Annotated in this window: 21 protein-coding genes; 17 read left to right on the plus strand and 4 right to left on the minus strand. The window is 43.7% G+C overall.

Annotation, left to right across the window (positions count from 1 at the left end):
- Positions 1 to 38: 38 nt before the first annotated feature.
- The 13 genes from bamA (at position 39) to AAFM34_RS00240 (ending at position 15,088) form a co-directional block, all read left to right on the plus strand.
- The gene (bamA, locus tag AAFM34_RS00180; protein WP_341658784.1) at positions 39 to 2,441 is read left to right on the plus strand and encodes an outer membrane protein assembly factor BamA; all 2,403 of its coding nucleotides are present in this window, start codon (positions 39 to 41) and stop codon (positions 2,439 to 2,441) included.
- 26 nt (positions 2,442 to 2,467) lie between these two features.
- Entirely contained in the window at positions 2,468 to 2,968 is a 501-nt protein-coding gene (locus AAFM34_RS00185; protein ID WP_341658986.1) for an OmpH family outer membrane protein, read from the plus strand.
- An 8-nt stretch (positions 2,969 to 2,976) separates the two neighbouring features.
- Complete coding sequence (gene lpxD, locus AAFM34_RS00190) at positions 2,977 to 4,008, plus strand: UDP-3-O-(3-hydroxymyristoyl)glucosamine N-acyltransferase (protein ID WP_341658786.1); 1,032 nt, start codon at positions 2,977 to 2,979, stop codon at positions 4,006 to 4,008.
- Between the two features lie 154 nt (positions 4,009 to 4,162).
- On the plus strand, positions 4,163 to 4,615 hold the full coding sequence (gene fabZ, locus AAFM34_RS00195; RefSeq protein ID WP_114785263.1) for a 3-hydroxyacyl-ACP dehydratase FabZ: 453 nt from the start codon (positions 4,163 to 4,165) through the stop codon (positions 4,613 to 4,615).
- Between the two features lies 1 nt (position 4,616).
- On the plus strand, positions 4,617 to 5,405 hold the full coding sequence (lpxA, locus tag AAFM34_RS00200) for an acyl-ACP--UDP-N-acetylglucosamine O-acyltransferase (RefSeq protein WP_341658788.1): 789 nt from the start codon (positions 4,617 to 4,619) through the stop codon (positions 5,403 to 5,405).
- 85 nt (positions 5,406 to 5,490) lie between these two features.
- Positions 5,491 to 6,639, plus strand: coding sequence for a lipid-A-disaccharide synthase (gene lpxB, locus AAFM34_RS00205; protein WP_341658988.1), 1,149 nt, complete (start codon positions 5,491 to 5,493; stop codon positions 6,637 to 6,639).
- Positions 6,636 to 7,253, plus strand: a complete 618-nt coding sequence (gene rnhB, locus AAFM34_RS00210; protein WP_341658790.1) for a ribonuclease HII — start codon at positions 6,636 to 6,638, stop codon at positions 7,251 to 7,253. The genes lpxB and rnhB overlap by 4 nt, the downstream gene beginning before the upstream one ends.
- 98 nt (positions 7,254 to 7,351) lie before the next feature.
- Positions 7,352 to 10,831, plus strand: a complete 3,480-nt coding sequence (gene dnaE / locus AAFM34_RS00215; protein ID WP_341658792.1) for a DNA polymerase III subunit alpha — start codon at positions 7,352 to 7,354, stop codon at positions 10,829 to 10,831.
- A gap of 37 nt (positions 10,832 to 10,868) precedes the next feature.
- Positions 10,869 to 11,828 carry an acetyl-CoA carboxylase carboxyl transferase subunit alpha gene (accA, locus tag AAFM34_RS00220; protein ID WP_341658794.1) on the plus strand — a complete coding sequence of 320 codons (960 nt, stop codon included), beginning with the start codon at positions 10,869 to 10,871 and terminating at the stop codon, positions 11,826 to 11,828.
- A 158-nt stretch (positions 11,829 to 11,986) separates the two neighbouring features.
- Positions 11,987 to 13,306 carry a tRNA lysidine(34) synthetase TilS gene (gene tilS, locus AAFM34_RS00225; RefSeq protein ID WP_341658796.1) on the plus strand — a complete coding sequence of 440 codons (1,320 nt, stop codon included), beginning with the start codon at positions 11,987 to 11,989 and terminating at the stop codon, positions 13,304 to 13,306.
- Between the two features lie 52 nt (positions 13,307 to 13,358).
- On the plus strand, positions 13,359 to 13,673 hold the full coding sequence (locus tag AAFM34_RS00230; protein WP_341658798.1) for a cytochrome c: 315 nt from the start codon (positions 13,359 to 13,361) through the stop codon (positions 13,671 to 13,673).
- 177 nt (positions 13,674 to 13,850) lie between these two features.
- Positions 13,851 to 14,189: a nitrogen regulatory protein P-II gene (glnB, locus tag AAFM34_RS00235; RefSeq protein ID WP_341658800.1), complete on the plus strand. Its 339-nt coding sequence runs from the start codon at positions 13,851 to 13,853 to the stop codon at positions 14,187 to 14,189.
- A 32-nt stretch (positions 14,190 to 14,221) separates the two neighbouring features.
- Positions 14,222 to 15,088 (plus strand): endonuclease/exonuclease/phosphatase family protein, encoded by an 867-nt coding sequence (locus AAFM34_RS00240; RefSeq protein ID WP_341658802.1) that lies wholly within the window; start codon positions 14,222 to 14,224, stop codon positions 15,086 to 15,088.
- A 25-nt stretch (positions 15,089 to 15,113) separates the two neighbouring features.
- On the opposite strand, the gene AAFM34_RS00245 is transcribed toward AAFM34_RS00240, so the two are convergent.
- A complete protein-coding gene (locus AAFM34_RS00245) occupies positions 15,114 to 16,670 on the minus strand; it encodes a LysM peptidoglycan-binding domain-containing protein (protein WP_341658804.1) in 1,557 nt (518 codons plus the stop codon).
- Positions 16,671 to 16,740: 70 nt separating this feature from the next.
- Positions 16,741 to 17,499 carry a hydroxyacylglutathione hydrolase gene (gene gloB / locus AAFM34_RS00250; protein WP_341658806.1) on the minus strand — a complete coding sequence of 253 codons (759 nt, stop codon included), beginning with the start codon at positions 17,497 to 17,499 and terminating at the stop codon, positions 16,741 to 16,743.
- A 39-nt stretch (positions 17,500 to 17,538) separates the two neighbouring features.
- On the opposite strand from gloB, the gene AAFM34_RS00255 reads away from it, so the two are divergent.
- A complete protein-coding gene (locus AAFM34_RS00255) occupies positions 17,539 to 18,267 on the plus strand; it encodes a class I SAM-dependent methyltransferase (RefSeq protein ID WP_114785244.1) in 729 nt (242 codons plus the stop codon).
- Between the two features lie 5 nt (positions 18,268 to 18,272).
- On the opposite strand, the gene rnhA is transcribed toward AAFM34_RS00255, so the two are convergent.
- Positions 18,273 to 18,737 (minus strand): ribonuclease HI, encoded by a 465-nt coding sequence (rnhA, locus tag AAFM34_RS00260; RefSeq protein WP_341658809.1) that lies wholly within the window; start codon positions 18,735 to 18,737, stop codon positions 18,273 to 18,275.
- Positions 18,738 to 18,793: 56 nt separating this feature from the next.
- Here rnhA and dnaQ point away from each other — a divergent pair, with 56 nt between their 5' ends.
- A complete protein-coding gene (gene dnaQ / locus AAFM34_RS00265; protein WP_341658811.1) occupies positions 18,794 to 19,537 on the plus strand; it encodes a DNA polymerase III subunit epsilon in 744 nt (247 codons plus the stop codon).
- An 8-nt stretch (positions 19,538 to 19,545) separates the two neighbouring features.
- On the plus strand, positions 19,546 to 20,805 hold the full coding sequence (locus AAFM34_RS00270; RefSeq protein WP_341658813.1) for a TIGR03503 family protein: 1,260 nt from the start codon (positions 19,546 to 19,548) through the stop codon (positions 20,803 to 20,805).
- Positions 20,806 to 20,858: 53 nt separating this feature from the next.
- Here the strand turns inward: AAFM34_RS00270 and fadE are convergent, their stop codons facing one another.
- The gene (fadE, locus tag AAFM34_RS00275; RefSeq protein ID WP_341658814.1) at positions 20,859 to 23,309 is read right to left on the minus strand and encodes an acyl-CoA dehydrogenase FadE; all 2,451 of its coding nucleotides are present in this window, start codon (positions 23,307 to 23,309) and stop codon (positions 20,859 to 20,861) included.
- Positions 23,310 to 23,616: 307 nt separating this feature from the next.
- Between fadE and lpcA the strand changes: the two genes are divergently transcribed.
- The gene (gene lpcA, locus AAFM34_RS00280; protein ID WP_114785266.1) at positions 23,617 to 24,195 is read left to right on the plus strand and encodes a D-sedoheptulose 7-phosphate isomerase; all 579 of its coding nucleotides are present in this window, start codon (positions 23,617 to 23,619) and stop codon (positions 24,193 to 24,195) included.
- Positions 24,196 to 24,259 lie beyond the last annotated feature (64 nt).

Genomic DNA, 24,259 nt, shown 5'->3' on the forward strand with positions numbered 1-24,259 from the left:
GCGAGCAAAGGTTGTAGTAAGGAATAACTAAAACAAATATGGCGATGAATAAAATTCTGTTTGCAACGCTATTAGCAACGAGCGTCGCTGCAAATGGAGCCGAAGACTTTGTTGTAGAAGATATCCAAATTGATGGATTACAGCGTGTTGCACTTGGTGCGGCTTTGTTAAAGATGCCAGTGCGTGTAGGTGATACGATCGATGCCCAAGATGTATCTGAAATTATTAGAGCACTATACGCATCAGGAAACTTTGAAGATATCAAAGTGTTACGGGATGGTAACCAACTCCTTGTACAGGTTAAGGAGCGTCCTACTATTGCCAGTATTTCATTTTCCGGTAACAAAGCAATCAAAGAGGAACAATTACAGCAGAACCTAGATGCCTCCGGAGTTCGTGTTGGTGAAGCTCTTGATCGAACGACTTTGTCAAATATTGAGAAGGGCTTAGAAGACTTCTATTACAGCGTCGGAAAATATAATGCGACAGTAAAAGCAGTGGTGACTCCTCTACCCCGTAATCGTTCTGATCTTAAATTTGTCTTTTCGGAAGGGGTTTCAGCCAAAATACAGCAAATTAACTTTTTAGGTAACAAGGCATTCAGTGATGAAGAGCTACTTGGCAGATTTAACCTGAATGTTGATGTATCTTGGTGGAACTTTTTATCAGATGATAAATATCAGAAACAAGTATTGGCAGGCGATCTTGAGGCCTTGAAGTCCTACTATCTAGATCGTGGTTACCTGAAATTTAAGCTCGACTCAACACAGGTTGCAATTTCACCCGACAAAAAAGGCGTTTATATCACTCTGGCGGTGAATGAGGGCCTGCCTTACACAGTTAAGGATGTCAAATTTCGTGGTGAGTTGATAGGAAAAGAAGCTGAGTTTGAGGCTCTGGTACCTTTTGTCAGTGGAGATGTATATAACGGCTCTAAAGTGACGAGCTTGGAAGAAGGGGTTAAGCGCATACTAGGAGAGGCGGGGTATGCTTATCCTAAAGTTCGTACGATTCCTGAGTTTGATGATGAGAATCAACAGGTTTCTTTAGTCGTCAACGTCGAAGCGGGTAAGCGAATTTATGTCCGTGATATACGCTTTGTTGGCAACAACGCAACTAAAGATGAAGTGTTGCGTCGAGAAATGCGTCAAATGGAAGGTAGCTGGTTAAACTCGAAGTCGATTGAAATGGGCAAAAAACGCCTTAATCGCTTAGGCTATTTTGAAACAGTCGATGTACAGACAGTTCGAGTGCCAGGAAGTGATGATCAGGTTGATCTCGTTTACAATGTTAAAGAAGCAAACTCAGGTAGCGTCAATTTTGGTATCGGCTATGGCACCGAATCGGGTGTGAGTTTTCAAGTAGGTTTACAGCAAGATAACTTTTTAGGTTCAGGTAATCGAGTTGGTATTAGTGCTATGATGAACGATTACCAGCAGAACATAAGTCTCGACTACACCGATCCTTACTGGAATTTAGATGGTGTTAGCCTAGGTGGAAAAATATTCTATAACACCTTTGAAGCATCTGATGCTGGGATTATCGACTATACCAATGAAAGTTACGGCACAAGTTTGACTTGGGGTTTTCCTGTCAATGAATTGACTAAGTTACAGTTTGGTGTGGGATATACTCACAACAAGATTGGTGATGTTCCGAGTTATGATCAGGCCGAGCTGTTTGCAGAAAGTATTGGTCAGCCGACTGGTGATATTTTGACTAATGACTTTGATATCACTACCGCCTGGATTAGAAGTAACCTTAACCGAGGTTTTTTCCCAACAGCTGGTAATTACCAGCGTGCATCTGCAAAAGTGACGGTGCCAGGTTCAGATGCACAATATTTTAAGCTTGACTATGAAGTACGCCAGTATTTTCCATTAACTAAACAACATGATTTTACTTTGCTAATGCGGGGTAGACTTGGCTATGGTAATGGATACGGAAAAACCGATGGGAATGACAACCTATTCCCATTTTATGAAAACTACTATGCGGGTGGCTTTACGTCTTTACGAGGTTTTGGCTCCCGTTCTGCAGGACCTAAAGCGGTTTATACCGGCAATGGTGATTCGTGCGGAAACAATGGCTGTGTTGATGTGACGGACGACTCAGTGGGTGGTAATGCCATCGCGACAGCAAGTATGGAGCTAATTGTACCGACACCCTTTGCATCTGATGAGGCTCGGAGTCAAATTCGCACCAGCTTATTTATTGATGCAGCAAGCGTTTGGGATACTGAGTTTAGATATCGCGAAGGGGTAAGTGATCCCAAGTATTATGATTACTCAGATCCTACGAATTATCGAGCGTCATATGGTGCGGCCTTACAATGGATGTCACCAATGGGGCCCTTGGTATTTTCCGTCGCGAGACCAATAAAAATTTACGAAGGTGATGATAAAGAATTCTTCACTTTCACAATTGGAAGAACCTTCTAAAGATTGAGGAATATAAAGTGAATCAAATGATAAAAGCGGCTGGTCTTAGCCTACTGCTAATGACGTCTTCTTTTGTTGCTAATGCCGCAGGAAGCACACAAAAGATTGGTTATATAAACACAGCTCAAGTCTTCCAGGCTCTTCCTCAGCGTGAAGTCGTATTGCAAAAAATGCAGGAAGAGTTTAAAGATAAGGCAGACGAACTTAAGTCAATCCAAGCTGAAGCTAAGACTAAAATAGAGAAACTTAAGCGAGATGGTGAGTTACTTGGCCCTGAAGAGGTTGAAAAGTTGAGAGTAGAAATTGCTCAGCTAGATAGTAAATACAAAATTAAAGGTCAAGCTTTAGAAAAGGCATCAGCTCGCCGTGAAGCAGAAGAAAAACAGAAGCTATTTAAGGTAATTCAGGATGCTGTGAAGAAAGTTGCAGAAAAAGAAGGTTACGATATCGTTGTAGATATCCAAACTATGCAATACGGTAAACCTGAATATAATATCTCTGAAAAAGTCATTAAAACACTGAAGTAAAACTGACTATGGCAACTCTTACTTTAGCCGAACTGGCAACAATAACAGGTGGAGAGCTATACGGTGATGAGCAAGCACTTGTTACTATGGTTTCCGCAATGGAAAAAGCACAGGATGGAGATGTTACTTTCCTGTCTAACCCTAAATACGCTAAGCATCTTGCAGACTGCCGCGCGACAGTGATTATGGTAAAAGAGGCGCAACGAGAATTGTGCCCAGGTAATGTTTTGGTGGTCGAAGATCCATATGTTGCCTTTGCTAAAGTTGCTCAAGCCTTAGATACAACGCCAGCACCAGCAGAAGGTATAGCATCATCAGCCGTTATTGCTGATGATGTGAGCATTGCTAAAGGTGTATCGGTTGGCGCGAATGCTGTGATAGAAAGTGGTGTTCGTCTAGCAGAAAATGTAGTGATTGGTGCTGGTTGCTTCATTGGTAAAAATGCTCAAATTGGCGCTAATACCCAATTATGGTCAAATGTAAGTATTTATCATCAAGTGGTCATCGGTACTGATTGCCTTATACATGCTAACACTGTCATCGGTGCTGATGGTTTTGGTTATGCTAATGAAAAAGGTGAGTGGATAAAAATCCCTCAGCTTGGAACGGTTAAAATTGGCAATCGAGTAGAAATAGGCTCGTGTACCACAATAGACCGTGGTGCACTGGAAGATACCATTATCGAAGATAATGTGATCATCGATAACCAGATGCAGATAGCGCATAATGTACACATCGGATATGGCACTGCTATGGCTGGTGGTACTATAGTTGCTGGCAGTACAACCATAGGCAAATATTGCATGATTGGTGGGGCAAGTGTATTGAACGGCCACATTGAAATTGCAGACGGTGTCACCATTACCGGTATGGGTATGGTGATGCGAAGTATTGATGAAAAGGGGATGTACTCTTCAGGTATTCCTCTACAGCCAAATAAAGAATGGCGTAAAACAGCTGCTCGTGTTCATCGTATTGATGATATGAACAAACGACTCAAGGCAGTTGAAAAACAACTAGAGACTGAAGACGGCGCCTAAGTGCTACTGTATGAAAAAGGCTCGCTCTGCGGGTCTTTTTTAAAACTTAAATGTTAGTTAATACTAGCTTCTACAGAGCACATGCCTAGCATATCAAGATGACTTGGTTATAATGCCTGACAGTTAATTTAGCATTCAATATAGGAAAATGACTTTGACTACTGAAAACAAAACGATGAATATCACTGAAATTCAAGAACTCTTACCTCATCGTTACCCTTTTTTACTGATTGATCGTGTGATTGATTTCCAAGAGGAAAAATATCTGACGGCGATTAAAAATGTTTCAGTTAACGAGCCTCAGTTTACAGGTCATTTCCCACAGTTGCCTGTGTTTCCAGGAGTATTAATCTTAGAGGCTATGGCTCAAGCAACTGGATTACTTGCGTTTAAATCTTTTGGTGCTCCTTCAGAGAATGAGCTGTATTACTTTGCGAGTGTTGATGGTGCTAAGTTCCGCAAGCCAGTGACTCCAGGAGATCAGCTTGTAATCGAAGTCGAGTTTGTTAAAGAACGCCGCGGAATTGCTGCTTTTAATGGTGTTGCAAAAGTGGATGGTGAAGTAGTTTGTTCTGCTGAGCTAAAGTGCGCACGTCGAGAGTTCTAATATGATTCATGAAACAGCTAAGGTTCATCCATCTGCTGTCCTTGAGGGTGACGTAAGCATCGCTGCTAACGTCACCGTAGGGCCTTTTACCTATATTTCAGGCAAGATTGAAATTGGTGAGGGGACAGAGATAATGTCCCATGTGGTGATCAAGGGGCACACTAAAATAGGTAAAGACAATCGTGTTTTTCCTCATGCAGTGATCGGTGAAGAAAATCAGGATAAGAAATACGGTGGTGAAGATACGACGGTTGTGATTGGTGACCGTAATGTGATTCGTGAAGCGGTTCAAATTCACCGTGGTACTGTCCAAGATAAAGCTTCAACGGTGATTGGTGATGATAACCTGTTGTGTGTCAATGCCCATATTGCGCACGATGTTATCGTTGGTAATCATACCCATGTGGGTAACAATGCAATACTTGGTGGGCATGTTACTGTTGAAGATTACGCTGGCATTATGGCTCTTTCTGCAATACACCCTTTTTGCAAGGTTGGCGCATACAGTTACATAGGTGGATGTTCTGCGGTTGTTAAAGATGTTCCACCTTATGTGTTAGCGCAAGGCAATCATGCTACTCCCTTTGGTTTGAATCTTGTTGGTTTACAAAGAAATGGCTTTGAAAAAGCTGAGCTACGTGCACTGCGTAATGCTTATAAAGAGTTTTACCGTGCGGGTAAGACTCAAGCTGAAGCAATACAGTCCCTACAAAAGATGGCGAAAGACTGGCCATCAATCCAACACTTTATTGACTTCGTGGATACATCTGAGCGTGGCGTCATTCGTTGATAATACTTGGAAATTTTAGAAAAAGATCGCGCAAGATGTCGCGATCTTTTTTACGTTTATGGCAAAAGAAAAAGGTAGTTCAGTGATGGAGAAACCATTGCGCGTTGGCATTGTTGCCGGAGAGCTTTCAGGGGATACCTTAGGTGAAGGTTTAATTAGAGCCATTAAGCTTATTCACCCTAATGCTGAGTTTGTCGGCATTGGCGGCCCTAAAATGATATCGCAAGGTTGTGAGTCATTGTTTGATATGGAAGAGCTGGCGGTGATGGGCTTGGTTGAAGTACTTGGACGTTTGCCTCGTTTGCTCAAAGTAAAAGCCGAACTAGTACGTTATTTTACAGATAACCCGCCAGATGTGTTTATTGGTATTGATGCGCCAGATTTTAACCTTCGCTTAGAGCTCGATCTGAAAAATTCCGGTATCAAGACAGTGCATTATGTTAGCCCTTCCGTTTGGGCTTGGCGGCAGAAACGAATTTTTAAAATTGAAGCGGCGACTAATTTAGTGCTGGCATTTTTGCCCTTTGAAAAAGAGTTCTACGATAGATATCAGGTTCCATGTGAATTTATAGGGCATACTTTAGCAGATGCTATCCCGCTTGAGTCACCAAAAGAATCAGCTCGTGACTTACTTGGTCTTGATCAAGATAAAACTTGGCTTGCAGTATTACCAGGCAGTCGTGGAAGTGAGCTTAAGATGCTCGCTGAGCCTTTTATTGAAACCTGCAAACGTTTAAATAAAAAACATCCAAAGATGGGCTTTGTGGCTGCTTTAGTGAATGAAAAACGCCGAGCTCAATTTGAACATGCATGGAAAACACTTGCTCCAGAACTCGACTTTAGACTGATTAACGATACGGCTCGTAACGTTATCACAGCATCCGATGTTGTGATGCTTGCTTCTGGCACTGTTGCCCTTGAATGTATGCTTATCAAGCGTCCCATGGTTGTCGGTTATCGGGTTAATGCGTTTACCGCGTTTCTTGCGCGGCGTATGCTTAAAACCAAATATGTTTCTTTACCTAATATTCTTGCCGATGAAGAGTTGGTGACTGAGCTTCTTCAAGAAGCCTGTACCCCAGAGAAGCTGGAGAGTGAGGTCGAGAAATTACTGACAGAGCGTGGTGAGTATATGCGAAAGCGCTTTACAAAAATGCATCATCAGATCCGCAAAGGTGCGGACACTCAAGCTGCTCATGCAGTGCTAAAACTTATCGACAGATTACCATCATGAACGAAAAAAATACGCTTGTTGCGGAGTTTCAATACCCAATTGGGTATAAAAAAATTGCGGGTGTTGATGAGGTTGGACGTGGCCCCTTAGTTGGGGATGTTGTTACCGCTGCCGTCATTTTAGATCCTAATCAGCCGATAACTGGGTTAAATGACTCGAAGAAATTAACTGAAAAAAAGCGCTTGGCTCTATTTCCGGAAATCTTGGATAAGGCATTAGCTTGGTCAATTGGACGCTGCTCTCATGATGAAATTGATCACTATAATATTCTTAATGCCACTATGCTTGCTATGCAAAGAGCTGTGGAGGGTTTGAATGTGACACCAGACTTTGTTCTGATAGATGGAAATCGGGTGCCTGACTTACCTATGGATGCACAAGCGGTAGTAAAAGGTGATCTGCGTGTTGCTGAAATTAGTGCGGCATCTATTATTGCTAAGGTTGTACGAGATCAAGAAATGGAAGCACTGGATGAAATTCATCCTGAATTTGGTTTTGCCAAACACAAAGGGTATCCAACTAAAGCCCATTTTGAAGCGATTGAGCAGTATGGCGTAATAGAACAACACAGAAAAAGCTTTAAGCCTATAAAAAGAGCTTTGGGCTTACTATAGAACTTTTTAAACCCTATTTGGCTGGGGTATATCAAATATGCTATATCACGTAAAATACCTTAGCTTCTCCATAGACTCAGCACAGTTGCGGAATACTCATGTCAGATCCTAAATTTATTCATCTCAAAGTTCACAGTGACTTTTCCATGGTTGATGGCCTATCTAAAGTGCCACCTTTGGTCAAAAAAGTTGCAGAGATGGGCATGCCAGCAGTAGCGCTGACCGATTTTACTAATTTATGCGGTTTGGTTAAGTTTTACGGTACTGCGCATGGATGTGGTGTGAAGCCCATTATTGGGGCTGATTTTGCTGTGCAATCGGATCAGTTTGGAGAAGAGCTGACAAGGCTCACCATACTTGCTGCCGATAATCTGGGCTATAAGAACCTCACCTTACTCATTTCCAAAGCATACCTGCGTGGGCATGTACAGCATCAACCAGTGATTGATAAAGATTGGTTGATTGAACACTCTTCTGGTTTGATTGTGTTGTCTGGGGGAAGAAGCGGCGAAATTGGAAAAGCCCTGTTAAAAGGAAATCGCCGACTTGCCGAGCAATGTGCAGATTTTTTCCGGCAACACTTTGCTGACCGTTTTTTTCTTGAATTAACGCGAACAGGTCGAGCAGACGAAGAAACGTATCTTCACTTTGCTCTCGAGTTTGCCGAGAGCGAACAACTTCCAGTGGTCGCAACTAATGATGTTGTTATTCTAGATGAATCAACGTTTGACGCGCACGAAATTCGGGTTGCTATTCATGATGGTTACACACTAGAAGATCCTCGCAGACCTAAAAACTACAGTGCTCAGCAGTATTTGCGTAGCGAAGAGGAAATGTGCGCTCTTTTTGCTGATATTCCTGAAGCGCTAGAAAACAGCGTTGAAATTGCTAAGCGCTGTAATGTTTCTGTTCGTTTGGGAGCGTATTTTCTGCCTGCCTTCCCAACCGATGGCATGGAAGAAACTGAATTTCTGGTGAAAAAGTCGCAACAGGGGCTGGAAGAGCGTCTCGAGTTTCTTTTTCCAGATGAGAGCGTCCGTATCCAGCGGCGTCCTGAATATGATGAGAGATTGCAAGTCGAACTTGAAGTGATCAATAACATGGGTTTTCCCGGTTATTTCTTGATCGTTATGGAGTTCATTCAGTGGTCGAAAGATAATGATATTCCAGTTGGACCAGGCCGAGGCTCCGGTGCGGGTTCGTTAGTGGCTTATGCCCTTAAAATTACCGATCTTGATCCTCTAGAATATGATTTGCTATTCGAACGTTTCTTGAATCCAGAACGTGTTTCCATGCCCGACTTCGATGTTGACTTTTGTATGGATAAACGCGATCAGGTGATTGATCATGTGGCTGAAATGTATGGAAGAGATGCGGTATCTCAGATCATTACTTTCGGTACCATGGCGGCCAAAGCTGTTATTCGCGACGTGGGTCGAGTGCTAGGGCATCCATTTGGTTTTGTTGACCGCATATCGAAAATGGTGCCCCCCGATCCAGGCATGACTTTAGAGAAAGCATTTAAAGCCGAGCCAGCTCTAGCTGAGCTGTATGAAACCGATGAGGAAGTCAAAGAGCTCATCGACATGTGTCGTATTTTAGAAGGCTGTACACGTAATGCGGGTAAGCATGCGGGAGGGGTGGTTATTTCCCCGACCACGATTACCGACTTTGCTCCTATATATGCAGACGCAGAAGGGCACTTTCCCGTTACCCAATTTGATAAAAATGACGTAGAAACAGCGGGTTTAGTAAAGTTTGACTTTCTTGGGTTGCGTACACTGACCATTATTGACTGGGCACTTGGGTTGATTAACCCGAGACTTGAACGGCAGGGTCAAGCGCCAGTGCGAATTGAGTCGATTCCCCTTGATGATGACGCGTCTTTTAGACTGCTGCAAAATGCAGAAACCACCGCAGTATTCCAGCTCGAATCTCGAGGGATGAAAGAGCTGATTAAACGTCTTCAGCCGGACTGCTTTGAAGATATTATCGCTTTGGTGGCCTTGTTTCGCCCTGGGCCTCTTCAGTCGGGGATGGTGGATAACTTTATTGACCGTAAGCATGGCCGTGAAGCTATCTCCTACCCAGATGAAACATGGCAGCATGAGTCGTTAAAAGAAACGCTTGAGCCTACCTATGGCATTATCTTGTATCAAGAGCAAGTTATGCAGATTGCTCAGATATTGGCAGGATATACCTTAGGCGGCGCAGACATGCTGCGTCGTGCTATGGGTAAGAAAAAGCCTGAGGAAATGGCCAAGCAGCGCGCCGTGTTTGAAGAAGGCGCGATCAAAAACGGCGTAGATGGCGAACTTGCAATGAAGATCTTCGATTTAGTGGAGAAATTTGCAGGTTATGGTTTCAATAAATCTCACTCCGCCGCTTATGCCTTGGTGTCTTACCAGACACTTTGGCTGAAAAAACATTACCCTGCTGAGTTTATGGCAGCGGTAATGACTGCTGATATGGATAACACGGAAAAAGTGGTAGGTTTGGTCGATGAATGCTTGCGCATGAAGCTCAAGGTTTTGCCACCTGATATCAATTCCGGCTTGTACCGTTTTAATGTCGATGAAGACGGTGCCATTGTATATGGCATCGGTGCAATAAAAGGCGTAGGTGAAGGGCCGATAGACGCAATCCTTGAAGCTCGCAACGCTGGTGGTTATTTTAAAGACTTGTTTGATTTTTGTGCCAGAATTGATCTCAAAAAAGTCAATAAGCGTGTGATTGAAAAGCTTATTTATGCAGGGGCGCTGGATAGATTAGGGCCGCATCGTGCTGCTATGGTGGCATCATTAAACGATGCTGTAAAAGCGGCAAGCCAATACCATCAGGCTGAAGCTTTTGGCCAAAATGATTTATTTGGTGTCCTTACTGAAGCCCCTGAAGAGGTTGAACATAAATATACTAAGGTTCCTGCTTGGCCAGAAAAAGTTTGGTTGGAAGGAGAACGTGATACACTAGGGCTCTATTTGACCGGACATCCGGTCAATGCGTATATCAAGGAGCTTGGTAAATATACCAGTTGCCGATTGAAAGATGCGACGCCGACACGACGTGATCAAAGTGTGACAATTGCTGGCTTGGTTATTGCTGCGAGAGTAATGACAACTAAGCGGGGCAATCGTATTGGTATTATGACGCTTGATGATCGAAGTGGTCGCATGGAAGTGATGTTGTTTTCAGATGCACTTGAGCGTTATGCAGAACTGTTGGAACAAGACAGAATTTTAGTTGTTTCTGGACAGGTCAGCTTTGATGATTTCAATGGTGGTCTTAAAATGACGGCGCGTGAGGTCATGGATCTTGGTGCGGCGCGTGAGAAATACGCACGAGGGCTGTCGATTTTTATGGAAGAGTCCCAAATCGACGAGCAATTTTTTGAGCGCTTTAGTAACATATTAGAGCCTCATAAGGCAGGTAGTGTGCCTGTCCACGTATATTACCAGCGCAGCGATGCAAGAGCGCGCTTGACGTTGGGTACAGAGTGGCGCGTGACGCCAAGTGATGAATTAATAGACAATTTGAAGCAGCTACTTGGTAATAATCAAGTAGAACTCGAATTTAACTAAGTTCGGCAGAGCATGCCGAATAAGAAAGGATCTATAGATGAGCCTGAACTTTTTAGAATTTGAAAAGCCTATTGCTGAATTAGAGGCTAAGATCGAAGCCTTGAGAAGTGTTTCTCGCCACGGTGGTGATTCTGGTGTTGATCTAGACAAAGAGATTGAGCAGTTAGAAAAGAAAAGCTTGGAGCTTAAAAAGAAAACTTTCAGCGATCTAGGAGCATGGGAGACAGCTCAGCTAGCTCGTCATCCTTTACGTCCTTATACCTTGGATTATATTGAGCATGTGTTTACAGAGTTCGAAGAACTGGCTGGCGATCGTGCTTATGCTGATGATAAAGCCATTGTTGGCGGCATGGCCCGCTTAGATGGTCGTCCAGTGATGATCATCGGCCACCAAAAAGGTCGTGAAACGAAAGAGAAAGTGAAGCGTAATTTTGGTATGCCAAAGCCAGAAGGTTATCGCAAAGCACTTCGCTTGATGGAAACGGCAGAGCGTTTTAACATGCCGATCATTACTTTTATTGATACTGCTGGCGCTTATCCTGGCGTTGGAGCAGAGGAGCGTGGTCAGTCTGAAGCGATCGCGAAAAATTTAAAAGTGATGGCAGGGCTTAAAGTACCAGTGATCTGTAATGTCGTTGGTGAGGGTGGCTCTGGTGGTGCACTTGCTATCGGTGTTGGTGATTACGTAAATATGCTGCAGTACTCAACGTATTCTGTTATCTCACCTGAAGGCTGCGCCTCCATTTTATGGAGAGATTCAGACAAAGCTCCTCAGGCTGCAGAGGCAATGGGACTGATTGCTCCACGTTTAAAAGAGCTTGAGCTGATCGACGAGATTATTGAAGAGCCTTTAGGTGGCGCACACCGTGATCATGTTAAAATGGCAGCGAACATGAAAGCAACCTTAGTAAGACAGCTCAATGAGCTTACTCATTTCGATAATGACACCTTACTAGAGCGTCGTTACCAACGCCTAATGAATTATGGCTATTGCTAAACTATCGCAATAGAGAATAAAGGCTGAACTGAGGTTCGGCCTTTTTTATTGTTGATGTTAAACTAAGCAGGTCGATTGTTTGAGCCAAAATGCAGGCTTAAAGGCCAGTATACTCAAATAGACACTCTTATCTTTGTAGTAAAACGGTTTCTTTTAATATGGATTTATACCAGCACTTTTCGTCGGTCATTGGTCAATATGGTTCATCAGAAGAGCGGCTTGTCGTTGCTCTTAGTGGCGGAGTTGACTCTAGAGTGTTGCTTGCCTTGGCTGCTCGTTACCAAAAAGAGTTTAAAAAGCCTTGTATAGCCATACATGTCCACCATGGTTTGAGTTCTAATGCTGACCATTGGGCTAAGCAATGCCAATTATGGTGTATTGAAGAAGGTGTGCTTTTTCACTTAGAGAAAGTCAGGTTAGAAAAGCAAGGTAAAAGCATTGAGGAAAGTGCGCGGGAAGCTCGTTATCAAGCACTTGAATCCCATCTAGTCTGCGGAGACTTGCTGCTCACTGGCCAACACAGGGATGATCAGTTAGAAACTTTCCTTCTCGCATTAAAGCGAGGAAGCGGTCCTAAAGGTTTATCATCCATGGCTCAATGTTCGCCATATGCTGATGCAAAGTTAGTTCGCCCACTACTGCAAGCAAGTAGGGAAGAGGTTGAGTCTTATGCTCAAATGCATAACCTTGCTTGGGTAGAAGATGAGAGTAATCAAGATACTCGATTTGACCGTAATTTTCTTCGCCACCAAGTGATCCCTTGTCTCACAGAGCGATGGCCTCATTTTACCAAGTCTGTACAGCGAAGTGCAGAGCTTTGCGCAGAGCAGGAGTCACTGCTCGATGAATTATTATCTGAGCACCTAGAAAAATCTGTATATCAAGATGAGTCTATCGATATTGCTCAGTTAGCAGCAATGTCGCCTTTAGTGCGAGCACGGGTGCTAAGGATGTGGCTTAACAAACTGCAAGCTAAGATGCCAAGTCGCGATCAGCTTGATATGATGTGGCATGAGGTCGCCATGAGCCGCAATGATGCTAATCCTATTTTGTCTTTAGCAAAAGGGCAGGTTCGCCGGTTTAATCACAGATTATACCTTGTTGAACAATGGCAAGACTTGTCACATTGGCACCACGAAATTCAGTTTGATTGCGAGCTAACTTTGCCTGATTGTTTAGGACGTATAAAGCTGCAGCATAGTCACTCTGGAACACTATCTAAAGCAGCTCTTTCAAACTTACCGCTTCGTATCATTTTTGAACCTCAGGGATTAAGTGCTAAGCCTTGCGGGCGTCGCCATAGCCGTAAACTCAAAAAGTTATTCCAAGAGTACCATGTACCGAGTTGGTTAAGGCGTCGATTACCGATTCTTATGTGTGGTGAACAGGTTGTGGCGGTAGCCGGCGTTTTTATTGATGCGGATTTTGTCGGCCAAGATTGTGAACTTGTTTGGGACAAATTCGTACCAGATATGTAAAGATTCTTTATATAAACACACATAAAAACAGTGGATACACTAAGGAAGCGCAATGAAAAAAATGCTAATGGGAATCTTGATCGGGATAAGTTTTATTTCCGGCTCAGCTTTTGCTGCTGGAGACATCGCTGCTGGTAAAGCTAAGTCAGCGGTTTGCGCGGCTTGCCACGGCGCAGATGGTATTGCGGTAATTCCCGGTTATCCAAACCTGAAAGGGCAAAATGAGCAATACATTGTTTCCTCGATTAAAGCGTATAAAGACAAACAACGCAATGGGGGACTTGCTGCTGTTATGCAAGCTCAAGCGGCCATGTTAAGTGATTCGGACATTGCAAATTTGGCGGCTTATTACTCCAGTTTAAAGTAGCCTAAAGTAAAAAAACAACCTAGCCCGAGCAACGGGCTATTTGCCTTTCTTTTTCTTACACCAGTCGCTAAAGTGTTATGAATATGTCATAAGGTGGATGGTCTTAATTCGCTTGGGCTTTTTATTGTTTATTGACCATGGGATAATAAAGACGCTTTTGATGATTAAGGGATGAAGATGAAAAAAATAGAAGCCATTATTAAACCATTTAAATTAGATGATGTACGAGAAGCTCTGGCTGAGGTAGGTATTACAGGTATGACTGTCTCAGAGGTGAAAGGATTTGGCCGACAGAAAGGGCATACTGAACTTTACCGTGGCGCCGAATACATGGTGGACTTTTTACCTAAAGTGAAACTGGAAATTGCGGTCACAGATGATGTAGCAGAACAATGTGTAGATACCATCATTGATACTGCTCAGACGGGAAAAATTGGTGACGGTAAAATCTTTATTACCGATATTGAACGTGTTGTTCGTATACGAACAGGTGAAGAGGATGAAGAGGCGATTTGATCGTCATAGCATGACTTCTATTGGTACCTTGAATGAAGATTAAGTGGTTTTTGCTTGGTCTAACGGGCATAGGGTTGGCTGGGGTCATTGCGTTTGACTCCATCTTTTCTCTGCCCAGCGAGCCTAAAATTGCCTTGATATCGCGATCAAATGAGGCATTTTCTCAATATTGTGTAGAAAAAACATCGAATCGCAAACTTGATGATAATGGTCAACTAAACCTGCTTGTATGGAATATTTATAAACAAAATCGCGGCAATTGGCAGCAAAGTTTGCAGTCTTTCGCTAAAGATAAACACTTGGTCTTGCTACAAGAATCTCGTTTAACGGTCGAATTAAAAAATTGGCTTAAATCTCAGCGTTGGTATTCGTATCAGGTGGATGCGTTTGAGATATTTGATACCAGTGTTGGAGTGCTGAGTTTATCTCAAACCACGCCGCAAAAAGCGTGTGCTTACACAGAGTTAGAGCCTTGGCTCCGCTTGCCTAAATCAGCACTTTATACCACCTATCCCCTTTCAAATGGACAACTGCTGGCGGTTATTAATATCCACGCGGTCAATTTTACCTATGGTACCCAAGAGTATCAGAATCAACTTGATACCTTGATAGGTTTGGTTGAGCAGCACAGCGGCCCAGTCATAGTTGCGGGTGACTTTAATAGTTGGAGTGAGGCGCGTATCGCAGTGATTGAACAGGCTTTAAATCAGCTCGGTCTCATCGAAGCGAACTACTCTCCTGATAACCGAACTCAGTTTATTACTGGTCACGCATTAGATCATGTTTTTTATCGAGGGCTGAACTTTATAAGAGCAGAAGCACCAATCACTGATGCTTCTGATCATAACCCTATTGAAGCTTACTTCGAACTAACTGATGTAGTGAAACCTCAATCTTAGGTGGAAAGTCAGTAAATATAGAGAGTTATACACTGACTTTGGTGACATCAACGTACAGTTTGAGTTTTTGGCCTGGTTGCAGGTATTTCTGTCGACTGAGGTCATTCCATTTGACAATATCTTTTGAATTGACCTTGAATTTGTTGGCAATAGCACTGATAGTGTCGCCATTTTTGACGTTATAAAAAACGGTACGAATGATGGCTCCCTCGGACGTATTTTTCCAGATCACTAAGGTTTGTCCTACTCGCAGAGTGTCTTTCGGGCTCATGCCATTCCATTTTGCCAGAGCTTGATGAGATACCTTGTTAGCGCGGGCTATGGTCCAAAGGCTATCACCAGAGCGTACCGTATGCGTGAGTTTATACTGGCCCCGTGATCTAGCTTGTGCCTTGGCTAATCTATTACTTGCACTAAAAATATAGGCGGCATCGTTTTTGGTCGATGTTGGGATCATAAGAAATTGCCCGATTCTAATCGAGTCGCCCGCTAAGTTATTGGCATTTTTAATCACCTTAGTGGTGGTATTATATTGCTCGGCAAGGGCACTTAAACTATCTCCTGATTTCACCTTATATCGCACCAATTTCATGCCTTTTCCGCGATTTTTGGCTAGGTTATCTTGAAATCTATCTAGGCTGCTGACAGGTATAAGCAATTGATGCGGACCATTAGGAGCGGTTGCCCATTGGTTATATGCTGGGTTTAACGCTTGTATTTGTTTGACACTAATGTCGGCATAACTGGCAGCGATAGCGAGATCGAGTTGCTCTTTAGGGTCGATGAGCTCTACCACGGGTTTGTTGGCAATTGTCGGGATATCTATGTCATATTTATCCTGATTGGCGATGATGTCGGCTAAAGCCATTAATTTTGGCACATATCCACTGGTTTCTTCTGGCAGATCAAGCGAAAAGAAATCAGTCGGTTTGCCTAGTCTTTGATTTTTACGAATCGCACTGGATACTCGACCGCCACCACTGTTATAAGCTGCGATGGCATGATTCCAGTTGCCGTCAAAACGGTCATTTAACGCACTAAGGTAATCTAAAGCCGCATCAGTTGAAGCTGATACGTCGCGGCGGCCGTCATACCAATAGTTTTGTGTTAATCCGTAGTACTTTCCGGTATCTGGAACAAACTGCCATAGTCCAGCAGCACGACCATGCGAATAGGCAAAAGCATCAAATGAGCTTTCGACAATTGGAACTAATGCTAGCTCTAAAGGTAAGCCTCGCTGTTCAATTTTTTCGGTAATCAGGTATAAAAATGGCTGTGCTCGCTCTGAGACAGTTTCTAAATGCTTGGGGTGTGTTAGGTACCAATTGCGGTAGTAGTCGACCATCTTGTCATTTGAGACAGGCAGTTCAAGCTGCAGGGCAATACGCTGCCAAAGATTTTCTTGAGACTGGGGAGATAGCTCTGGTCCACTATCGCTCTCCAACTTATTTGTAACCTGATCTGATGTTTGTTCAGAAGAATGATTGGTATGTTGAGACGGTGATACTTGGTTTTCTGTTTGCTGGGTTAGCTGACATCCCGTCAGCAGTAAGGCTAATATCCAGCTATGTTTTACTCGCATTTCACAACCCTTTTGCTTGTTGGCTGCTGATAATACTTGTCTAAATACCGTGGTGACAAGTTACAACGCCTCAAAATTCGTTCTTCCATTCACGCAGTGCGGTAAAAATAGCGAGAGAGTCGGTATTCGATGTGCGGTTGGCGACGGATCGAATAACACTCGGTTGATCTGTTCTAAGAAATGGGTTGATGTGTTTTTCTTTACCGATTGTTGTTGGCAGAGTGGGCTTATTCTGTGCTCTTAGGCGATTTACCTCATCACGATATTGGTGGAGTATGGGGTTATCTGGCTCTACGGCGAGAGCAAATGCGACATTACTGGCGGTATATTCGTGAGCGCAGTAGACCTTGGTTTCTTCTGCTAAGGTCATGAGTTTGTTTAACGATGTATGCATTTGAGACATAGTGCCTTCAAAGACTCTGCCGCAGCCCGCTGAGAAGAGCACATCACCACAAAAGAGTTTGCCGTCTCCAACATAGCCAATATGCCCCTTGGTGTGGCCCTCAAGCCCTAATACTAAGAATATTTCGCCAAACAATTCAATTTGTTCGCCCGCTTCGACAGCATGAGTCAATGTGGGAACGGGTTCATTGGCTGGGCCTACCACATCAATGTGTGGAAATTGCCTGACCAGTTCAGGTACCCCACCTATATGATCGTTGTGATGATGTGTGATTAAAATGGCATCTAAGGTTAAATTATGTTGTTCTAGATATCTTATTACAGGGGCAGCATCTCCTGGATCAACAACAGCACAATGTTGATCGCTATTTTCAATCAGCCAGATGTAATTATCATTGAATGCAGGTATGCTTTTGATATCTAACATGGTTGTTTCTCCGGTTCCCAAGAGTAAAGCAGGTTAAGTATGAAGCCAGCACGAAGTTTTAAGAAGCTTGAAAAGCCTCATTCATGGTCTCAGCTTAAGAATGGCCAATGGGTTAGTGAATCAATACAAACGCGCATTGATGAATGGTGCCCAAAACTATTTGGCTATCATATGCTTAAGCTGGGAGGGCTCAGCTGCGAGTTAACCAGCTTTAATTGTAATATTCAACATCAAGTTCACCTTGATATTCAGAACCCTCTCCATAATGTCATCGCTGATGGGTTCAACCTACCTTTTCTCGAAAAAAGCTTTGATGTAGTTGTATTAGCGCATCAGCTTGATTACTGCAATGATCCGCATCGAATGCTGCGCGAGGTGGACCGTGTGATGATTGATGATGGATACATCATTATCACGGGCTTTAACCCAGTTAGCTTGACTGGGTTATCGAGTCTAATGCCTTGGCGAAAAAATAATTTACCTTGGAGTGGGCGTATGTTCACCCCGAGCAGAATTAAGGATTGGCTTAATATTCTTAATTACCAAATTTTAGATTGCGATCAATACGCTTTGTTTCCGATGGAAACCTACCGCACTATGTGGACTTGGCTTGAAAACAGCTTAGGAGACTGGGCTTCACCTATGGGGAGTTTGTATTTTATCGTAGCACGCAAAAGAAGTTACCCTCTTAAGCCCATAAAACCTCACTGGAAACTAAAACGTAAGCTGACGCCGGTTAGCGTCAACTATAAAATATCCAGTAAGTAACTGAATTAACTTGGTTGGTAACCTGTGTCTTCTTCGCTTGGGTTTTCAGCTGCGGTGCGGGCTAATTCATCACACATTTCATTTTCTCTATGGCCAGCATGACCTTTTACCCAGCGCCAGTCGATATCATGGCGAGCGGTTTCTTTATCGAGAGCCTTCCAAAGATCCGCATTTTTAACTGGTTTTTTATCTGAGGTTTTCCAATCGCGCTTTTTCCAATTGTGGATCCACTGAGTGATGCCTTGCCTCACATATTGGCTATCAGTGGTGAGTATGACCTTGCAAGGTTCTTTTAAGCTTTGCAGTGCGACTATGGTCGCCATCATTTCCATGCGGTTGTTGGTAGTCAGGGTAAAACCTTGACTGAGTGTTTTTTCGACTTGTTTGTAGCGAAGCACAATACCATAGCCGCCCGGTCCCGGATTACCCAGGCAAGATCCATCTGTGAAAATTTCCACCAGTTTCGTCATGATTTGATACTATTGGAGTAAGCGTAGAATTTGTATAGTCTGACACACAATTTGTTATGAATACCAGCAACAATTCCAATCACAGTCGTATTGTGGTTCTCGATACCGAAACAACCGGTATGAATCGAGAAGGTGGCCCTCATTATCAAGGCCACCGCATTATAGAAATCGGTGCGGTTGAAATTATCAACCGTAAGCTGACTGGACGCCATTTTCATGTCTACCTAAAGCCAGATCGTGCCATTCAACCGGATGCGATTGAAGTTCACGGTATCACGGACGAATTTCTGGTCGATAAGCCAGAATATCGCGATGTTCACCAAGAGTTTCTGGCATTTATTCACGGGGCCGAGCTGGTCGCGCACAATGCGCCCTTTGATACCGGTTTTATGGACCATGAATTTTCATTATTAGATCCTAAAATTGGTAAGACTCATGACTACTGCCGAGTTACCGATACTCTTGCGATGGCGAAGAAAATCTTCCCAGGCAAGCGTAATAATCTCGACGTATTGTGTGACCGATACGGAATAGACAATTCGCACCGCACGCTTCACGGCGCTTTGCTTGATGCCGAGATTTTGGCCGATGTATACTTATTGATGACAGGTGGCCAGACATCGTTGCAGTTTAGCTCAAGTCAATCGGCAGATGGTGGATTGGGAGGAGAGTCTATAAAACGAGTGTCTGGTGGACGAAAATCGCTAAAGGTTATCCGGGCTACGGCCGATGAACTAAAAGCACACAGTGATCGTTTAGACCTAGTGGAGGAGAGCGGCAGCTGCCTCTGGCGTCAGTAGGAGAAGAAATGTTGAAGATTTGGTTTACCTTACTTGGTTTGTTAGCCAGTGCCTTTGTTTATGCTGAGGAATCTTCAATGACTCTGCTTGATAATCGATTTCGAGTCGATCCGACCATTGAGCAAATCACTTTTGTCGTCTACCGAGCTGAACCTTCACGACCTGTGGTTTTGGTGCGCCCAGACGGCAAGAAATATTATGCATGGCGTAAGCCGGATAATGTGCGCTGGTATCAAGAACCCGCGATGGACATTATCTCTATCGATAAGCCGATGCCCGGGCCATGGCAGGCCGTAGGTAAAGTTACCCCCAAAAATAAAATTGTCCTGATCTCTCACCTCGCTCTCACCACGGAAAGAATGCCATCTCGGCTGTTTCAGGGAGAGCAAATTAAATTCACCGCGCGTATTTCTTCTGATGATCAGCCACTCGTGATGAGAGACTTTCTAGATAGAGTCAATCTCTTGGTTACTTTCACTAAGTACGTTGAGAATGAAGCGTCACTGATCAAAGAGGCAAGACCGATCGCTCATAAAATTGGTGATTTTGCCGATAATGGTATTGGTTTGGATGAAGTGGCTGGAGATGGCGTCTTTACTGTGTCACTCAATATCACTCCTGAACCGGGCAAATACCGCGTTCGCATTACCTCAGGCAATGGTGTTTTCCTGCGAGCTCAAGAGCAAGAAGTCTTGGTCTATCCAACGCCGATACAAACCACTTTTATTCAAAGCCGTTTTGAAGGTAAAGATCACATGGTGGCGGTTTCTGGTGAAAAGGGCATGATTGAGCCCGGTAGTATTGCGGCTCAAATCGAGCACATATCGCCAAATGGGAAAGAAGATGTGGTGGCAAAAAGTGCCGCTGAAGATGCTGATAGAGTGTTAATACCGATTCCATATAACGGCGATATTGGCAACTACTCTTGGATGGGGCAAGCTTTTGCAACCGAATTAGGCTCTGGTCGACCGCTCTATTTTCCAATACAAAAGCAGACATACAGTGTTCTTCAAGAAGTTGATATTGCTGAAACTCGTAGACTTCAGGAAGAAGAGAGGTTGAAACAGCAGAAATTAATGGAAGAAATGCGTTTGCTTGAGATGCGAGAAGAAAAGCGTACCAAGACCATGATTATGATTGCGGTAGCCAATATAGTTGTGATCCTTATTGGCCTGGCAATGTACTTTGGTATCGGTAAACTCAAACTCAAACTCAGACCGAAGAAAGAAGAAATGCCTGAAATGCAGTTAGAGATGCCTAAGAAATAGTGCAAGTACGATAATAAAAGAAAGGGCTGCCGAGGCAGCCCTTGTTGGTTGTTTTATGCCACTTCATCCATTAGAGGAAAACCCTCCTTGGGTGTCGCAGCTAAGTCCTTTGGGTCAAAGTCATCCACGTTGATCACATACAAACGGTGCTGCTCAGCATCGCGTAGTAACTGCGCATCGTCTGAGTCTATGATGCCTTTTTCTAAGCCAAGATCTGCGATGAGATCCAGTCGTAAGAATGGACGTCGTTCGTCTATCGCTTGACATACTTTGTTAAACACAGGCTCAGCTTGCAAAATGATATGCAGCGCTTGTTCAACTTTACCAGCGGCATTAAATTCGCTTGCTTGGAAATATTGGTTACGTCCTAAACGCTCACGTGTGGCCGATGGTGTTTGTAGAATTCGCGCTACTTCACTATCAAGCTGATCACTCGGTGCTTTTCTAATACGACCAAAAGGAAGAATCACAACCCTTAACGTTTTTCCTAGCCATTTATTGGGGAAGTTAGCCAACAGCTCATCGATCGCCATTTCTGCTTGCTTGAGACTGTCTTGAAGCCCCCAGTGTAATAAAGGCAAGTCATCTGCAATACGACCATCACTATCAAAACGTTTCAATGTTGCAGAGCTTAGATAAAGCTGGCTGAGGATGTCACCTAAACGGGCAGAAAGTCTTTCTTTACGCTTCAAGGTACCGCCCAATACCGCCATTGAAATATCAGATAGAAAGGCAATATTAGCACTGTAACGATTAAGCTGTTGATAGTAGCGACTGGTCGAGTCTTTGACTGGAGCCGATGAAAAACGGCCATCTGTTAGACCTAACCAGAAGCTGCGTACTAGGTTACTCAAAGTAAAGCTAACGTGGCCTGCTAAGGCGGCGTCAAATTTATCTAGCGCATCTGAATCTTGAGAATAAGCGGCATCCATTTCTTCAAGTACATATGGATGACAGCGAATTGCGCCTTGCCCATAAATAATCATTGAACGGGTCAGTATATTGGCACCTTCAACAGTCACTGCTATTGGTGCGCCTTGGTAGCCGCGAGCTAAGAAGTTTGATGGGCCTAAACAGATACCCTTACCACCAACTATGTCCATGGCATCTATGATGCTTTGCTGACCCCTATGGGTACAGTGGTATTTAACAATTGCAGAGATAACCGAAGGCTTTTGTCCAAGGTCGATTCCGGCAACAGTAAGATTACTCGCGGCATCCATGACATAGGCATTACCACCCAAACGAGCGAGCGGCTCTTCAACCCCTTCCATTTGACCAATAGGCTGTTTAAATTGGCGACGAATACGTGCATATGCCCCTGTGGCTAGCGCTGCGGTTTTGATGCCACCGGTTGAGTTTGAAGGAAGTGTAATACCACGTCCGACTGACAAACACTCAACCAACATACGCCAGCCTTGGCCTGCCATTTTAGGGCCACCGATGATGAAATCTAATGGGACGAAGAGATCTTCACCACGCGTAGGGCCATTTTGAAACGGTACATTAAGCGGGAAATGTCGGTTACCTATTTCCACACCTTTGAGATTAGTTGGGATAAGTGCACATGTGATGCCTACCTCTTGCTCGTCACCTAATAACCCCTCTGGGTCACGCAGCTTAAAGGCTAAACCAAGCACCGTAGCAATAGGTGCTAATGTGATATAGCGTTTGTTCCATGTTAGGCACATACCTAGCACTTCTTTTCCTTCCCACTCCCCTTTACACACTATGCCAAAGTCTGGAATTGAGCCGGCATCGGATCCTGCTTCTGGGCTGGTTAAAGCAAAGCATGGGATCTCTTTACCTTCAGCAAGTCTTGGCAGGTAGTGATCTTTTTGTTCTTTGGTTCCATAGTGTTGAAGAAGCTCGCCAGGACCAAGTGAGTTTGGTACGCCAACGGTTGAAGACAGAACCGATGACACGCCAGTAAGCTTTTGCAAAACGAGAGATTGAGCGTAAGCCGAAAACTCTAAACCGCCATACTTTTTCTTGATGATCATGGCAAAGAATTTTTTGTCTTTTAAGTATTGCCATACCTCGGGCGGTAAGTCTGCTAGTTCATGAGTCACCTGATAGTCATTGACCATGGCGCAGACTTCACTGACTGGACCGTCGAGAAATGCTTGTTCTTCAGCACTGAGCTCGGGCGCACGAATATCATGCAGCGCGTTCCAATTTGGCTTCCCTTTGAACAGCTCTGCTTCCCACCAAACCGTCCCTGCATCTAGTGCTTCTTTTTCTGTCTGTGACATCTCAGGGAGCACTTTTCTAAATACAGTCAGCGCTTTTTTACTGATCAGTGACTGACGTATCGAGGGAATGGTAAGAACAGCCGCTGATGCTATGAAAAGGATCCAGCTAACTGAACCTGCAGCGCCAAAGACTGACAGTAATAATAAGGTTGCGGTAAGAGCAGCCATCGATTTGATCAAGGCTGTTCGATTATATAGACAGACTGCCAGTACAGCAGAAAATCCAAGTATAGAAAGCAAAGTGTCCATAATTTATGTTCCTTGTTCAGCGTTACTATCTGTTTATACGCTGTAAAGCAGGTAGAGGTCCAACCAGTAAGAGTGTAATAAAAATATTAAATAAATGTAAAACACAAATGTGCTTGAAAAGTGATCTTAGTAGAGTAAAAAACCTAAAAATGAAGAGGGGAGCGGGTTTTTTAGGCGCAGAAGCACGATAAAAATGGAATTGTTTGCTGGCAGCTATCGACACTGAGGATTGTTTGAGTAAACTCTGACTATAACTACGTCGATAAAAACATCGACCTTTGAAGACCCAATAATTAGAGAACAACCTATGTATCAGGATTTGATCAAAAAAGAATTAACGGAAGCTGCTGACGTACTGAATGCATTTTTGAGTAATGAACAAAATATTGCTCAAATCGAAGCAGCAGCCAAGATGCTCGCTGATTCTTTCAAACAAGGTGGCAAAGTGCTTTCTTGTGGAAATGGTGGCTCACATTGTGATGCGATGCATTTTGCTGAAGAGCTAACAGGCCGCTACCGTGAGAACCGCCCTGGCTATCCAGGCATTGCGATTTCAGATCCTAGCCATTTGTCTTGCGTGAGTAATGACTTTGGTTACGACCATGTTTTTTCTCGTTATGTTGAAGCTGTTGGCTCTACTGGCGATGTCTTGTTTGGTTTATCAACCTCTGGTAATTCAGGCAATATTCTAAAGGCAATTGAAGCGGCGAAAGCTAAAGGAATGAAAACCATCGCACTAACCGGTAAAGACGGCGGCAAGATGGCGGGGCTTGCGGATATTGAAATTCGTGTCCCTCACTTTGGCTATGCTGATCGCATTCAAGAAGTGCACATCAAGATCATCCACATAGTGATTCAGTTAATCGAAAAAGAGATGGAAAAGTAATCATTGTAAATGGTTAAGGGTTAATTGAACTTATATAATACCAGTGTTAATCACTGGTATTGCT

Source organism: Vibrio sp. (assembly GCF_038138445.1).
Taxonomy (GTDB): domain Bacteria; phylum Pseudomonadota; class Gammaproteobacteria; order Enterobacterales; family Vibrionaceae; genus Vibrio.